Here is a 16,254-nt window from a genome sequence, read left to right as displayed (position 1 = left end):
ATGGGGAACAGAAAACTAACTTTAGAGGATTTAATCAATGTAACAAGAAAGGGATATGAAGTAAAGATCTCAGATGAAGCTAAAGAGAAGGTTGCTATAGCTAGAAAATTAGTGGATGACTATGTTGAAGAGGGAAAAGTATCTTATGGAATAACCACAGGATTTGGAAAATTTTCAGATGAGGTTATATCTAAAGAGGAAACAGCAACATTACAAAGAAATTTAATAATCAGTCATGCTTGTGGAGTTGGTAATCCACTGCCGATAGATATAGCTAAAGGGATTATGGTCTTAAGAGTAAATAACTTGATTCAAGGACACTCGGGAATACGTCAAAAGGTTATTGATTTATTGGTGGATATGATAAATAAAGGAGTAACTCCCTATATACCTGAAAAAGGTTCTTTAGGGGCATCTGGAGATTTAGCACCATTATCTCATATGGTTTTAGTTATGTTAGGTCTTGGAAAAGCATATTATAAAGATACTCTTTATGAGGGAGATGTAGCTTTAAAAAAAGCTAAATTAAAACCAATAAAGGAGTTATCATCAAAAGAGGGATTAGCTTTAATTAATGGAACGCAAGTTATGACATCTGTAGGAGCTCATGCAATTTATGATGGAATAAATTTGATGAAACATCTAGACATTGCAGCAAGTTTATCAATGGAAGCTCTTAGAGGAATAATTTGTGCGTTTGATCCAAAAATTCAAGATGTAAGAGGTCATTTAGGACAGATTAATACAGCTAAAAATATAAACAAAATTTTAAAAAATAGTAGTTCAATAACTAAGCAGGGAGAATTAAGAGTTCAAGATCCTTATGCTCTTAGATGTACGCCCCAAGTTCACGGTGCAAGCAAAGATGCATTGAATTATATAAGAGAAAAGGTTGAGATAGAAATGAATGCGGTTACAGATAATCCAATTATTTTCCCTACAGAAAATGAAGTTTTATCAGGTGGAAATTTCCATGGGCAACCGATGGCATTACCTTTCGATTTTTTAGGAATAGCTCTAGCAGAGATGGCAAATATCTCTGAAAGAAGACTCGAAAGATTGGTTAATCCATCATTAAATAATGGATTACCAGCATTTTTAGTAGAGAATGGAGGAGTAAATTCTGGATTTATGATAGTTCAGTATAGTGCCGCATCATTAGTTTCAGAGAATAAAGTTTTAGCTCATCCGGCATCTGTAGATTCTATACCATCGTCAGCAAATCAAGAGGATCATGTATCGATGGGAACAATAGCTGCAAGAAAAGCTGCAGAGATACTAGGGAATGTAAGAAAGGTTGTTGCGATGGAGATATTAGCAGCATGTCAAGGAATAGATTTAAGAGATGTTCAAAAATTAGGAAAAGGAACAAATGAAGCACATACTTTAGTACGTGAAGTTGTGGAATATTATGACAAAGATAGAGTTATGTATGTTGACATAGAAAAAGTAGAGGAATTGATTAAAACGAATAAGATTGTAGAAAAAGTAGAGGAAAATGTAGGTAAATTGAAGATATAATTGGGGGGATAGAAATGAAAAAGTTAGTTCAGTGTGTTCCAAATTATAGTGAAGGAAAAGATTTAGAGAAAATAGAAAAAATAGCTGCACCATTTAAAAAAAATAAAAATATAAAATTTATGGGATGTGAACCTGATGCAGATTATAACAGAACTGTTATAACTGTTATAGGGGAACCAGAGGATATAATAGAAGCTGTTGTAGAATCAGTTGGAATAGCTGCAGAGTTAATTGATATGAATGTACAAAGAGGAGAGCATTTGAGAATGGGAGCCACTGATGTGGTTCCATTTATTCCAATTAAAGGAATTACGATGGCAGAGTGTGTTGAGATTTCAAAAATTGTAGCAGAAAAAATATCTTCAAAGTTTAATATACCTATTTTCTTGTATGAAGAATCGGCGACAGCTCCAAATAGAGTATCGTTGCCTAGTATAAGAAAAGGTGAGTTTGAAGGAATGGCAGAAAAATTAAAATTAGAAGAGTGGGCACCAGATTTTGGGGAAAGAGCACCACATCCTACAGCAGGAATTACAGCAGTAGGAGGAAGAATGCCACTTATTGCGTATAATATTAATCTAGACACAACTAATATGAATATAGCTAAAGAGATTTCAAAAGCTATCAGATTTTCAAGTGGTGGATTCAAATTTATTCAAGCTGGACCAGCAGAGATAAAAGAAAAAGGCTTTGTTCAAGTTACTATGAATATAAAAGATTTTAAAAAGAATCCAATCTATAGAGTTTTTGAAACTGTAAAAATGGAAGCTAAAAGATATGGTGTCAATGTAATAGGAAGTGAAATCATAGGAGCAGTTCCTATGGAAGCACTTTCAGATTCGATTGAATACTATTTAGGCTTAGAAGGGTTTAGTGTTGAAAAAATAATTGAAAATGAATTACTAAAGTAGATTTTTTATGAGGTGAGTATATGAATGCAGATTTGATAATTTACAACATAGGGCAGTTAGTTACAGGAAGAGAGTTGCCAGTGAAAGATGGAGAAACTCAGATGGAAAATATTGAGGTATTGATAAATGGATATGTTGCAGTCTCAGGAAACGAGATAATGGCAGTAGGATCTGGAGAGGTGCCATCTAAGTTAATAAAGTTTACAACAAAGTTGATAGATGCAGAGGGGCTTGTGGTGACTCCTGGAATGATTGATTCTCATACTCACCTTGTTCATGGTGGCTCTAGAGAGAATGAGTTTTTAGATAAGATACAGGGTGTTCCCTACTTAGATATTTTAAAAAGAGGTGGTGGAATTTTAAGTAGCGTTAAAGCTACTGTAGAAGCAACAGAGGAGGAACTTTTAGATAAAGCAAAAAAAAGTCTGAGAAGAATGCTGTCATATGGAGTGACAACTGTAGAATCAAAAAGTGGTTATGGATTAGATAATGAAACAGAATTAAAACAGCTGAGAGTTAATGAAAGACTGAAATTAGAGCAAGAGATTGATATAGTTTCTACATTTATGGGAGCTCATGCACTACCAGAAGAGTATAAAAATGATAGAGATGGCTTTATACAAAAAGTTATAGATCTTTTACCAGTTATAAAAGAGAGAGAGTTAGCAGAATTTTTTGATGTATTTTGTGAAGAGGGTGTATTTTCAAACGAAGAGAGTAGAAAAATGTATAGTGAAGCTCAAAAATATGGGTTTAAATTGAGAATTCATGCAGATGAGATTAAAAATACTAAAGGAGCTGAATTAGCAAAAGAGTTTCAAATGTATTCTGCAGACCATCTAATGGCTATAAGTGATGAAGGGATTGAAGCATTAAAAAATAGTAATGTGATTGCGAATCTTCTTCCAGGAACATCGTTTAGCTTAGGAAAAGAGTATGCTCCTGCTCGTAAGATGATAGATAATGGTGTACAAGTAGCACTTTCTACGGATTATAACCCTGGGTCTTGTCCAACAGAAAATTTACAATTGATAATGCAAATTGCTGCTTTAAAATTAAAGATGAAACCAAAGGAAATTTTTAAAGCTGTCACAATTAATGCTGCTAAATCTTTAGGAAGAGAGAAAAGAGTTGGGTCAATAGAAGAGGGAAAAAAAGCAGATTTCGTAATTTTTGATTCAAAAAATATTGAGTATATCTTATATCATTTTGGAGTAAATCATACAAGTAAAGTTTTTAAAAATGGATGTTTGGTTTATAAAAAGTAGGAGGTATAATGAAATTAGTAGATTTATCAGTTGAAGATTTTTTAAATATAGTTGATTCGAAAAGTCCAGCACCCGGTGGTGGGTCTGTTTCTGCTTTAGTTTCAACTTTAGGGTGTACTTTAGGAAGAATGGTAGCTCATTTAACTTTTGATAAAAAAAAATATAAAGAACTTCCTTTGGATGAACAAGAGAATTTTACAAAAAGTTTTGAAGAGTTAGAGAAGTATAGATATCTTTTAGAGGAGTTAATTGATAAGGACACTGAAGCGTATAATTTAGTTATGGCAGCATATAAACTACCGAAAGAAACTGAAGAGGAAAAATTATTAAGAAAAGAAACTATCGAAAAGAATTTAAAGTTAGCAATAGATACACCTATGAGTATTTGTCAAATTTCAGAAAAAGCATTGATACTATTAAAGAGTATATTGAAAAATGGAAATAAAAATGCTATTACAGATTTAGGAGTAGCTGCTATTTTACTGTATTCTGGAATTGAAGGTGGAGTTTTAAATGTGAAAGTGAATTTAGGTGGATTGAGTGATGAGATATTTAAAAAAGAGACTTTAGAGGAGCTAGATAGAGTAATAAAAAAATCGAGAATTGAAAGAGACGAAATTATGGAAGTTGTAAACAAGTCGTTATAAAATAAAAAATGAGGGTCTAATTGACCCTCATTTTTTATTCTTTTATTTCAATTGTAGATTTCCCAATTGTATTGACTGTTAAAGATATTGTATTATTATCTATTTTAAAATCAGCGACTTTAAATATATCAACTGTAGAAACAAGATGTATATTTTTATCAAGTTCAACGTTTTCAACTTTAGATTGAATAAAGTTTTTAGCTAAATCAATCTCTTTGTTAGGATCAAAAGAGAGATAATTTTTTATAATATTATTTTTGATACTATTTTTAAAAATTTTATTGAATATATTTAAGATAAAGCTATCACTTTCTAAGGAGTAATCAAAATTTTCACCGATGAAAATTCCAGTATTTTGATCAAATGATGGTTTAAAACTTCCTTTTATAGTTCCAGTAGGATTTAAAAAACCAAATATAGATAGATTAAACCCAGTTTCAAAGTTTAAATTTGAATTTTCAGAGCTCAAAATAACTTTTTGTAATGTTGATTTAATTCCAGTATATATATCAAACTCTTTATTTTCTATATTTTTATTAATAATTTCATTTAAGTTTCCGTAAGTTGTAGAGATGGGCAAATTTATATTAAATGAATCATTAACAAAACCAAAATTCATTTCAGGAAGAGAGTTCAAGTTTTGATTAGCAGGTTTATCTCCAATGTATAGATGAAGATTTGCATCAGCTCCAACCTTAATTCCTAAATCATCATCAAAACTGATTAAATCAGAATAACGAGCTGATTTTGGGTTTATTGTTAACCATAGATTATAATCTTTGTTAACTAATATAGGTTCTTTTAAATTGCTCCAATATTTTTCAATTAATTCTCTAAGATTGAAAGATTCGATTTTAGAGTCAATCTCTTTAGTAGCTTTTCTAAGTTTGGATGATATACTTTTTTCTAAACTATCTCCAATATTTATATCTGTTTTAAATTTTAATCCATAAAGATTTAAATCTAAAGGAATATTTTTATTAGAAATATTCAAAAATGGAGAACTGTTGGCAACAAGTTTCCAATCAGGAGAAATACTTATTATACTTTTAATTCCGGCAGTTCCATTTAACTTCATTTCAGTTCCTTGTTTATCTCTATTCCAACTAGCTTTGAATTGTCCATCTATGTTTGTTGTAGCTCCTATCTCTTGCCCATTGGCATTAAAGACGATAGGAGAACGTTCAATTTTATATGCCCATATAAATGATTCTGAAGATTGAGCAAATTTTTTATCGATAGCTCCTAGAAGATTTAAACCTGTTTCAAGAATATTATTTTTATTTCCGTTGAAAATTTCACTGCCAGAACCAGTATCTTCTATTGTATATGGAAGTTGAGAATTGATTATATTTTCAACAATCGATTTTTTCAAAGAGATATTTATATCTAATTTTGATAAGTTTTCTTCTGAATATATTATGTTATTAGTGACTATATTTAAAGCAGTGATAAATATAATGAATTTATTAAATTTCATAAAAACCTCCATAAGATAGAGTTTAAAATAGAATAAAAATATAGAAGCCTTTTAAAGGCTTCTATATTTAGTAGAATTATCTGTGTGTTTTAATTTTAGGGAAATATTTAGTATGAAGAAGCTCATGAGCTTTTCTACTTAAAGGATAGTCTAAATATTTATCATAGATAGCTTGAACTTGAGGATTTTCATGAGATCTTCTAAGCTCAGATATTTTATCGATATTATTTAATCCTTCGGCTCTTTTTTCAAGAGTTTCTTGTTTTTTTATCGCTTTCGGTTGACCACCACCACCGATACATCCACCTTTACAAGCCATAATTTCGATAGCGTGATAGAACTCTTCACCACTTCTTATTTTATCTAGCATCTTTTTAGCTTCTTCAAGTCCGTGTGCGATTCCAATTCTAAGTTCAATATGTCCTATAGTTAAATCACAACTTCTGAAACCGTCCCATCCTCTTAAAGCTTCAAACTCAATATTTTCAATTCTTTCACCTGTAATCATTTCAATAGTAGATCTTGTTGCAGCTTCAATAACTCCTCCAGTTCTACCAAATATAATACCTGCTCCAGAGTATTCTCCTAATGGATTGTCGAACTCTTCCTCTTCTACTTTATTTAAATCAATTTCAGTTTCTTTTAAGATTTTAATAAGTTCTCTAGTTGTTATAACATAGTCTGTATCATAGTTATCTCCTCTTGAGAACTCCTCTCTTGCCGCTTCATATTTTTTCGCTAAGCATGGCATGATTGCAACAGCAGTAACTTGGTCTCTTTTATATCCCTTTTCTTTAGCCCAAATATCTTTAGCTATTGTAGAGAAGATTTGCATTGGAGATTTAACTGTTGATGGAACATCTAGCATATCAGGATAACTTTGTTCGATGAACTTAACCCACGCTGGGCAACAAGATGTTAGAATAGGTAATCTAACATTGTCATCACCTTTAAAGAATGCTTCTAATCTTTGTTGGAATTCAGTTGCTTCTTCCATGATAGTTAAGTCTGCAGCCCAAGCTGTATCGAAAACATAATCTACACCAAGCATTCTAAGAGCACCATTTATTTTCTTTTCGATATTAGTTCCAGCTTCAAATCCGAAAGCTTCACCAAGAGCAACTCTAACAGCAGGTGCCATTTGAGTTATAACAATTTTACCAGGAGTTCCTAAATCTCTTAAGAATTTTAAGCTGTTATCTCCTTCGTTGATTGCATTAACTGGGCAGGCAGCAACACATTGACCACAGTGAGTACATCTTTCTATATCGATACGATGTCTTTCTTTAATTTTTCCTTCGATACAATGAACAGGACAAACTCTAGCACAAGCAGTACATCCAATACACTTGCTTGTTATTCTAAATTTAACAAGTTGAGGACACTCACCTGTATAACATCTATGTTCTTCGATGTGTTCTTCAAATTCATGATAGAATGCTTCAATAGCTTCATCAATAAGATTGTGTTTTTGACCAGTGCTCTCTTTTATGTTTTGAGAAAGTTGTCTTAAAAGATAAAGATCTCTCATATTTCCTTTTCCTTTAGAAATTCTATCTAAAACTCTCCAAGATCTTTCAATTTCAAATTTTGCGATTAAATATTCTCTATACTCTCCTTTAGAAAGTTTTCCTAAAATGAATTCGATATAGTACTTAGCAAATTGAACAATACAACTTTCACCTGATAAGATAATTAAAGCTTTTGGGTGATTAGAATCAAAGAAATGTTCAAAATCAACAACTTCATTTAATGACTCTTTTGTAGCGAAGCCACCAAATGGTAATCCAAATTGTGCAGCTTTGAAATCTTTTCCGTTTTTCATTCCACCAGCAATATCTAAGATATCTTTTAGAGTCGCATTTTCAGGAATTTCATATATTCCAGGGTTGTTTACTTTTCCTGAGATAGTGATAAGTCTGTTTTCTCCAATAAGTCCTCCCATAAGGTCACTTTCACTAAAGACAGAACCTAAAGATGTTCTAAGTAAATTTTGTTTCTTGTTCATAAATTCTCCTTTTTCTTTTTGTAGTTTTTAATTATATTCTTACATAAAGTTGATTTTCTTATTTCGATTTTACTATCTGGAGTTTCTAATAAAGCTTCGAGAAGCTTATTTACATAATCTTCGAAGATTTCAAGATTTATAACCTCTTTATACAAGAGATATTTAAAGTACTTAACTTTAGCTACATAAATATATAAATTGTTATTGTTGTTAAAATTAAAATTATGCTTTATACATATGTCTAGGAAATTATAGATGATTTCTTTAGGTTCATTCATTCTGAGCATAATGTAGAATGGAACAAACTCCTTTCCTTTCACATATGTATTGATATTTCCTCCTAAGTACAGAATCATTTCAAAAAGAATTGGATCTTTTTTTATAAGAAGTGCTCTGTGCAAAGGAGTTAACTTTTCTTTTTTATCAAATGTATTGATATTTTTATTTGTGATCAATTCATCGAGTTGATCTACTTTCTCTTTAAAATTCGAAACAGATTTAAAATAAGGTTCTAAAATTCCACAACGTGCCAATTTAATTCCAACAGGATTATTTAAATTTTGGTAAAAAATAAGTGCTTCGTTAAATCTCTTCATTTTTAAGAGTAGATCTCCGACAAAGTTGGAGTCTTTTTTTTCTTTATAAAATTGAATAATTTTTTGCAATTCTTTTTGAGTGAAGATGTTTTCTGAAATCCCATTTTTGATACCTTCTTTGATTTCTTTATCTTTATAAGATATTCCAAATGTACGATTACATTCTGCAGCTATAAAATAGAGATTGTTGTCTATAGCGGTATCGATAATAAGTTTTCTATAGAATACCTCTTTACTTTTTAGAGCTTTTAAAGATACTTTTAAAATAGCATTTTTGAAATCAAGAGATAGAATATTTTGTTCTAATTCTTTTTCTAGAATCCAAGTGGGCTCGCCAGCTTTTTCAAAAGCATATTGAGCTTCCTCTATTTGCTCTAGTTTATATAGTTTTATACCCTCTTTTAACCAATCTTCTTTTTCGAGAGCTAAATTTTCATTTTTTTTATTAATAATAATGTTGTTATTTGGAGTCAAGAATGATCTCAGTTCTTTTAGAACGTTATTATTTTCGATGTTACTTTCCATAATAATCAGATTTTCTTGGGCTCTAGTTATTCCGACATAAAAAATATTAAAATACTTTCTATAACGTTGATCATATTTTGTTTCTTTAGCAAAAATTTTTTCCCATTTCTCTTGGTAGTTTGATGATAAGTTATAGCAAATAATATTACTATATTCAAGTCCTTTAATCTCTTGAATTGTAAAGACACGATGCTTATTTTCAAGTTTATCTAAAAGTTCTAATTTTACAGAATCATCAGGAACAACGATAGCTGAGTTAGCACTTTCCTGTGCTTTTTGTAAAAGAGAGAGATTTACTGGAGTCAGGTTGACCTCACCATCTTTTTGAATAGCTATCTCTTTATAGTCGTCACTTCCAAGGTTTCCTATATAGGTACTTCTAAGATCTGCGAAATAGTTTGCTAAATCGACAATTTTTTTACAACTTCTATAATTTTTTGATAAAATTTTAAGGTTTACTCTTTGATTATATTTTGTATAGAAAAGATTTTTCATTCTTTCAAAATTAAAGAATGTAGCATTTATCATTTGGTGGATATCACCAGCTAAAAAAAGATTTTCTTTACTTTTTACCAGAGATGTAAGAGCGAAGATTTCAATTTCAGTTAAATCTTGAACTTCATCAATAATAATATAATCAAAAGAAAGTTTTTTTTCAGTAAGAGCTATCGAAAGATCATTTAAATCATATAAATTATTTTCTTTAAGCCAAGAGTTATACTTCAAACAAACTTCATAAAGAGATTTTCGTATTTCACTTTCGAGTGTTGAGTATTTAGAACTTAATTTTAAATAATCAGATAAAGGCATTATGTTTTGAGATAAATCTCTGTTCCAGTTATCGGCATTATCTTTAATCATTAAACCTTTGATTATTCCATTGATTTCAGAATATATCTCTTCAATAGAAAGAGTAAATTTTTTTCTATTGGGATAAGAAAATCTAAAAAACTCTTTAAAACGGTTAAAATCAACGATATTTCGAGTAGGAATATTTAGAGACTTGGATAAAAATTCTTTTAGCGTGAAAAAATCAGCAATTTTTTCTCCATCTTTTCTAAACTCTTTATATTGTTCAAATGAGTTATCCTTTAAATATCTATTAGATGTAAGATACAATATATTAGAGAAGTTATAAAAATCAGCATGCTCCTCTAAATTTAAAAGTTTTCTAAGAGTGATTGTACTTTTTCCACTCCCAGCACTTCCAGCAATAAAATGTGGTGGTGCATCTACTAAGCAAGAGTATTGTTCATCATTTAAATAGTAGTATTTATATTTTTTATTATGAAAATTACTAATGAAATCAGAATCATCAAGAATTTCATAAGTGATTAGGTTATTATAGTTAAAGAAAGTTTCATCAATTGTTTCGATATTATCCTCTTGATCAAAGATGATAAAATCTTTTAGATTACTTTCGAAAACCTCTTTTCTTTTAGCTTTTTTTATAGCCATATCGTGAGAAGAGTATATAAGAAATATAATAACACCTTCAGAGCTTTCTCTAGAAATAGTATTGAATAGGAAAAATATTCTATCGCCACTATCAACTCGAAATTCGTATAGAGAGTTAGCGCCATTTATTTTTTTTATCCAGAATCCATTTGGTAGTTTTCCAGATAAGCTATTATTACTTTTTATTAGATTATAAAAAAAGTGTAATCTATCAAGAATTTTATCATTTTTTTCTAAGGGGATACTTTTAAAAAAATAATCTGTAATCAAAAATTTCATAGGTATACTCCCAAAATAAGACTTAATTAGATATTATATTATTTTAGTTAAATTTTCAAGTTATTTAGTTATAATTAACAAAAAAGAACCTGGATTTAACCAGGTTCTGACTATTTAGTAATATTTTTTTTGCTCAGCAGGTTACATCCACCTTTATATTCAGGGAAATAGTATCTAACTAAAGACGCAATAAAGTATTTATTTATTTCATTTCTCTTAATAAAAGTTTTAAAACCTTTATTTAGATTAATTCTACTTATAAGTTCTGGAATAGATATATTTCCGTCGTCATCATTTGCAAGCACCATAGTTTTGAATAGTTCAATCTCAACCTTACTCATATTAACAAAGTTAATTAATCCGATGAAAGATCTGTCAAAACTAATAATTTTATTTGAATTATCTATAGCATTATTTAAAGATACGTTTGAGTAGTTAAGTTTTTCTTGAATGTAACTTTTTTCAAGAATTTTTCCTTCTCCTTCAATGAACTTCTCAAGCTCTTCAACTCTATTGAAGCCTTGTTCTCCAATAGTTAATACTCTACTGTTACCATTTGTACTTAGATTTAATTCCTGTGCAAAATGATATTTGAATAAAGAGTAGAATACATGATCAGAATAAATTCCGATATCGTTTAAATTATTTTCTAAATTCTTATAGACAGCAATACTATCAATATAGTTTTCGTTAAAAGAAAGTATTGAGTCTTTTAGATTTAAAAACTCTTCTACATTGTATTTTATCTTATTAATATGGATATAAGTTCTAGAATCAGTCATAATGATTCCATCAATTCTAGAAAGTAATCCTTCTAATCTACGAGCTAAATAGATAGCAGTATTATCGTTTATATTTTTTATCTCTTCAGCATAAAGATTATAATCTAATTTTGAATTAATATCTTCGATGATCAATTTAATTGTGTTTTCATCAACTCTTAGAGGATGTGAAACCAATTTAACAAAATAAAGTTCTAAGATATCTTTATATCCGCTGTTTTGAACATAGTATTTCCCATGTTTTTCATATCCTAGCTTAGTTATAATCTTTTCAATTTCATCTTGTGTAATCCACTTAAAACTTTTGAAACTGCTTCTAATAGTTTTAACATTTTCAGTGGTTAAGATATTTGTAAACTCTAATGAGTAAAATATTTTAAAGAATCTTTCTCTTCTGTCAAAAAGGAATAAGTCTAAGAAATCTATATAAAAAGGTCTTGAGAAAATCTCATTTCTTTTTAAAAAACTAACTAAGAAACGATAGTCGTTTCCAAAAAGTATATACATTTCATCAAGAGAGATTTCATCTTTAAAATCAGCTTCGATTTTTAATGCAATATTCAAATTTGTATTTTTGAAGATATTTGCAATAATTTGCTTTAATTTAATCTCTATTTGCCTAGTTCTCTCACGACTGATATTTCTTTGGCTACCAATCTCTTCTAGAGTTTTATTATTTTCAAGTCTATCAACTAAAAGCTGAATGTCATCAGTTGATAGAGTATGCTTAATTTTTTTTAAAGTTTCTTCTAAAGGAAGGGTTGTTGTACATATTTCATAGATTCTTTCTAAATCTTGATTTGAAAGATTTAATCTATCTATATCATCTTGAGTATAACTTAAGAATTCTCCGATGCTTATTCCCTCTATATGTTTTATATTAAATATTATTTTATCTAAATAACAGTCAACAATTTTTTTGTAGGTTTTTTGTTTTGAAAATCTTTCAATAATTTCAGACAGATCATTTTTGATGTCTGCAATTCTTCCAGGGCCAACACCAGGTACTTTGGAGTATTTGGATAAAAGCTCCTCATCTATTTCAGAAAGATAGATAGCATTATTTTCCTCACAGAAATTTAAAAATTTTAATTTCTTTTCATCAGGATATATAAATCTATCAATTCTAAGGTAGTTGCACCATAATTTGTATGTACTCATCAAAATTCCCTCCCCAAAACTCTATGCCTAATATTAAACTAGGTAAAAGCTATTATATTTTTCTTTCGGCATTGTACGATTCGTATTTTTCTTTGAAACTGCTTATATCTTCATCAGAAAATCCATAGTCTTTTAAAGAGTGAAAATTAAATGACTCTAAGTCGATCATGAATTCGATATTTTTTTCAGCTAATATATTTAAAAACTTTCTAGATTTTTGATATATTTTTGTTACTTTATCACCTTTCAATAAGAAAGTTTTCACATCCCAATCAATAATTCCACGTTTATAATCCAAAAATTTTTGAAGCCCCTCTTGTACATAACGATCATCTTTTAAAGTTGTATTAAATGTTTCCTCTGTAATCTCTTGTAGATATTTGATACCAGATTCATTTAATTTTTCTCTAATTCCAATAAATTTATTAGTAGAATAGAAGTGGTGTAAATCAACTAAAAAAGAGTATTGCCACTGTTGTTTAGGAATAATTTTATTTAGTTTTATAAGATGTTCTTTTAAAACTTTGTTTTCTTCTTGTAAATTTCTAAGGTTTTTTTCCATAAGTTGCCATTGTTTAGAATAGTCAGTATTTGGCTTAGATTGCAAAGAAGAGTAGTTATTAATAAGAATCTCTTTTTCTTGTAACTCTTTCTGAAGATTTAATAACTGCTCACTTAAAGTTAGATTAATTTTCTCGAGTTCCTTGATATTCTTATTGTTGAAAAGTTTAGATAAAAAACTCATTTCTCTCCCCCTTATAGATTAATACATTATTTATATATAGATATTATACTAACTGCTAACATTATAATTCATTTTAATCAAAAATTCAATTTAAAATATAGGATTCTTCAAATATTTGACATTATATAATACATAAAGTAATATATTATTATAATAATAAAAAATTAGGAGGGGCATATGGTACAGAGGTTGATGATATATAACTTAATCGTACTAACTTTTGATGCATTTACATATTTTTTTATGAATGAAAAATATAGAGGTTATTTAGGAATAAATGATTATATTAAATTATTTAGTAATCCGATGTATAGAAAAAGTTTGTTAACAAAAATTTTTATTGTAGATTTTATAGTGATACTTTTTTTTATATTATTTAATTAGATGGATTTTATTGAATTTATATAAAATATGTATTGATTTATGATGAAAAATGGTCTACAATATTAATATTGAAATTTTAAAATTTGGAGGAAAAATGTTAATTAGTAGAGAAGTTGATTACGGAGTAAGAATTGTACTTTTACTGTGTGAAGCAAATAGAAAAATGGATGCAAAGGAGATTTCTGAAATTTCAGGTGTTTCTATAAGATTTACACTAAAAATTCTTGGAAAATTAACTTCATCTGATTTAGTAGAATCATTTCGTGGTGCCAAAGGTGGTTATGTAGCAGCAAAGAAGCCTGAAGAGATAAGTGTATATGATGTTGTGAAAGTTTTAGAAGGTGGAGTAAAGGTCAATGGATGCTTTGAAGATAAAACAAGTTGCACGGGTTCTAAAATGGCTTTATGTGGATTAAGATGTAAATTAGAAGAAGTAAATTTAAAAATTAAAGAGGAATTAGAAAAAATAACTATGGATAAGTTAGAGAATTGCTCTGGATACACGGCGTAAATTTTATAAAATACGAATAAGAAGTAAAAGGGAGATTTTGGGAATGAAAATTTTAAAAACTAAAGGTGTTTGTGCAAAAGAGATTGGAATAGAATTAAATGGGGATATTATTGAGAAGATAGAATTTTTTGGAGGATGTGACGGAAACACTGTTGCTATCGAAAAATTAGTTGAAGGAATGTCTATAGAAGAAGTTATAAAAAGATTAGAGGGAATCGATTGTTCATCTAGAGGAACATCTTGCCCAGATCAGTTAGCTAAATTATTGAGAGAGCTAGTTTAGTAATTAATATAAAAATTGAAGTAAAAATAGAAAAGCTACTACCAGATTAAAAGTTTGGAGTGGCTTTTATTTTTAATTAAAGAATAAAAAATATGAAAAAGGGAGGATTTAATGAGGAAAGTAATGCAAATTTTAAAAAAGATAATAATCTTTTTGATAATCATAATAATTTTTATTCAATTTTTAAGAGCATATATTTATAATAGGGTTGCTCCTGAATTAAAAAAATGGCACGAAAAGAGTAGTTATAAGGAACCTGATTATAAAGAGTTTAAAACTGTAGAAGAGTATTTATTAGCAGAGAATAGATTTTTGAAAGATGTATTTTCAGAAGTTGAAGTGAATTCAAAAGATAATTTGACAAGATTTTCAAAAAATGGAATATTATCCTCTTTAGATAAGGATGGAAACAATATCAACTCTTCATTTGAAATGATTCCTGAAAATATAAAGGGTGGTGTTTTACTTCTTCATGGATTAACAGATTCTCCATTTATGATGAGAGATATTGCCAAAATATTTTATGAGAACGGATATTATGTATTGGGTCTGAGATATAAGTATCACGGAACATACCCAGGAGAACTTGTAAAAGTTTCTCAAAAAGATTTTGAGGATGCAGCTATTTTTGGTTCAAAAATGATAAAAGAAAAATTGAAAGATATAAAAAATTCTGAATTTTATATGGTGGGGTTTTCAACTGGAGCAGCGGCAACTCTTCAGTATATAACGAGTAGTATTCGAGAGGATAAGGAATTGCCTAAACCCGAAAAAGTATTTTGGTTATCTCCTGCAATGGGAGTTTCACCAGCAGCAAAATTTGGATTTTTGGATTCATGGGTAAGCTTGATACCTTATTTTAAAAAGTTTCAATGGTTGGATATAAATCCAGAATACGATCCAGCAAAATATAACTCTTTTCCTAAAAATTCTGGAATTCAAGTTTATTATCTGATAAAGAAAGCTAAAATTAATTTTATGAAATTGAGTAAAAAAGAGAAAGCGGAGTTACCTCCAATATATAGTTACACATCTCTTGTTGATTCAACTGTTTTAGATAAAGATTTATATGATATTTTCTTTAAAATGGAAAATTCAGAAAATAAATTGGTTATATTTGATATAAATAGAAAGTTTGAAGAGTTTTTCAAACCTAATTTAATTAATCTTAATTTAAGAGATGAAGCACTTGATTTAGATTTTAAATTTAATGTCTCTTTTATTTCAAATTATAATACAAAAAAAGATGATATGGTTGGGATACTAAATTATTATCAAGGAAAGTTTTACGAAGAGAAGGATACAGGATTAAAATGGAATGAATCTAATTTTTCACTGTCACATGTATCTATTCCAATTTCACCAGAAAATTCAATTTATGGGAAGCATTCTATTTTAGGAGATTTAAAATTAAAAGGAGAAAATAATGCTCTTTATTTATCACCAAATCTTCTTTACAGAATTAGATATAACGAATTTTTTGAATATATAGAAGAGGATATAAAAAATACATTAAAAAAAAATAATTGAAATTTAGAACTCAAATTTTTGAGTTCTTTTTTTTGAATAACAATTATTTGACAAAGAAAAAAAAGTAAAGTATATACACATAGTAGGTAGCTATAATATGTTTTTAAGAATCTGTTAACTAAAGATGAAAAATAGGTCCAGTTCTTTGAAAAGGGATAAAGATAT

At 28.8% G+C, this 16,254-nt stretch carries 13 protein-coding genes; 8 read left to right on the top strand and 5 right to left on the bottom strand.

What is annotated here, in order from left to right:
• Genes hutH through L988_RS12340 form a run of 4 tightly spaced genes read left to right on the top strand, consistent with a single transcriptional unit; the run spans position 1 to position 4,347 of the window.
• Complete coding sequence (gene hutH, locus L988_RS12355) at positions 1-1,521, top strand: histidine ammonia-lyase (protein ID WP_369798254.1); 1,521 nt, start codon at positions 1-3, stop codon at positions 1,519-1,521.
• Positions 1,522-1,535: 14 nt separating this feature from the next.
• Positions 1,536-2,432: a glutamate formimidoyltransferase gene (gene ftcD / locus L988_RS12350; RefSeq protein ID WP_047384704.1), complete on the top strand. Its 897-nt coding sequence runs from the start codon at positions 1,536-1,538 to the stop codon at positions 2,430-2,432.
• A 20-nt stretch (positions 2,433-2,452) separates the two neighbouring features.
• Positions 2,453-3,700, top strand: a complete 1,248-nt coding sequence (gene hutI, locus L988_RS12345; protein WP_047384702.1) for an imidazolonepropionase — start codon at positions 2,453-2,455, stop codon at positions 3,698-3,700.
• 8 nt (positions 3,701-3,708) lie between these two features.
• Entirely contained in the window at positions 3,709-4,347 is a 639-nt protein-coding gene (locus tag L988_RS12340; protein WP_047384700.1) for a cyclodeaminase/cyclohydrolase family protein, read from the top strand.
• 34 nt (positions 4,348-4,381) lie between these two features.
• Here L988_RS12340 and L988_RS12335 read toward each other — a convergent pair whose 3' ends face one another.
• The 5 genes from L988_RS12335 to L988_RS12315 form a co-directional block, all read right to left on the bottom strand.
• A complete protein-coding gene (locus L988_RS12335) occupies positions 4,382-5,827 on the bottom strand; it encodes a DUF4403 family protein (RefSeq protein WP_047384699.1) in 1,446 nt (481 codons plus the stop codon).
• A gap of 76 nt (positions 5,828-5,903) precedes the next feature.
• Positions 5,904-7,835 (bottom strand): [FeFe] hydrogenase, group A, encoded by a 1,932-nt coding sequence (locus L988_RS12330; RefSeq protein WP_047384697.1) that lies wholly within the window; start codon positions 7,833-7,835, stop codon positions 5,904-5,906.
• Positions 7,832-10,693, bottom strand: coding sequence for a UvrD-helicase domain-containing protein (locus L988_RS12325; protein WP_047384695.1), 2,862 nt, complete (start codon positions 10,691-10,693; stop codon positions 7,832-7,834). Before L988_RS12325 ends, L988_RS12330 begins: the two co-directional genes overlap by 4 nt.
• Before the next feature lie 110 nt (positions 10,694-10,803).
• Complete coding sequence (locus tag L988_RS12320; protein ID WP_047384691.1) at positions 10,804-12,636, bottom strand: sigma factor-like helix-turn-helix DNA-binding protein; 1,833 nt, start codon at positions 12,634-12,636, stop codon at positions 10,804-10,806.
• 52 nt (positions 12,637-12,688) lie between these two features.
• A complete protein-coding gene (locus L988_RS12315; RefSeq protein ID WP_047384689.1) occupies positions 12,689-13,381 on the bottom strand; it encodes a hypothetical protein in 693 nt (230 codons plus the stop codon).
• Between the two features lie 177 nt (positions 13,382-13,558).
• Here L988_RS12315 and L988_RS12310 point away from each other — a divergent pair, with 177 nt between their 5' ends.
• The 4 genes from L988_RS12310 (at position 13,559) to L988_RS12295 (ending at position 16,089) form a co-directional block, all read left to right on the top strand.
• Entirely contained in the window at positions 13,559-13,765 is a 207-nt protein-coding gene (locus tag L988_RS12310) for a hypothetical protein (RefSeq protein ID WP_047384687.1), read from the top strand.
• Between the two features lie 94 nt (positions 13,766-13,859).
• On the top strand, positions 13,860-14,276 hold the full coding sequence (locus tag L988_RS12305) for an Rrf2 family transcriptional regulator (protein WP_047384684.1): 417 nt from the start codon (positions 13,860-13,862) through the stop codon (positions 14,274-14,276).
• A gap of 43 nt (positions 14,277-14,319) precedes the next feature.
• The gene (locus L988_RS12300; protein WP_047384682.1) at positions 14,320-14,559 is read left to right on the top strand and encodes a TIGR03905 family TSCPD domain-containing protein; all 240 of its coding nucleotides are present in this window, start codon (positions 14,320-14,322) and stop codon (positions 14,557-14,559) included.
• A gap of 111 nt (positions 14,560-14,670) precedes the next feature.
• A complete protein-coding gene (locus L988_RS12295; RefSeq protein WP_047384681.1) occupies positions 14,671-16,089 on the top strand; it encodes a carboxylesterase in 1,419 nt (472 codons plus the stop codon).
• Positions 16,090-16,254 lie beyond the last annotated feature (165 nt).

Origin of the sequence: Cetobacterium sp. ZWU0022 (assembly GCF_000800875.1) — a bacterium.
In the GTDB taxonomy this organism is placed as follows: domain Bacteria; phylum Fusobacteriota; class Fusobacteriia; order Fusobacteriales; family Fusobacteriaceae; genus Cetobacterium_A.
The sequence above is the reverse complement of the archived record's forward strand: the minus strand, read 5'-3'. Positions and strand labels throughout refer to the sequence as shown.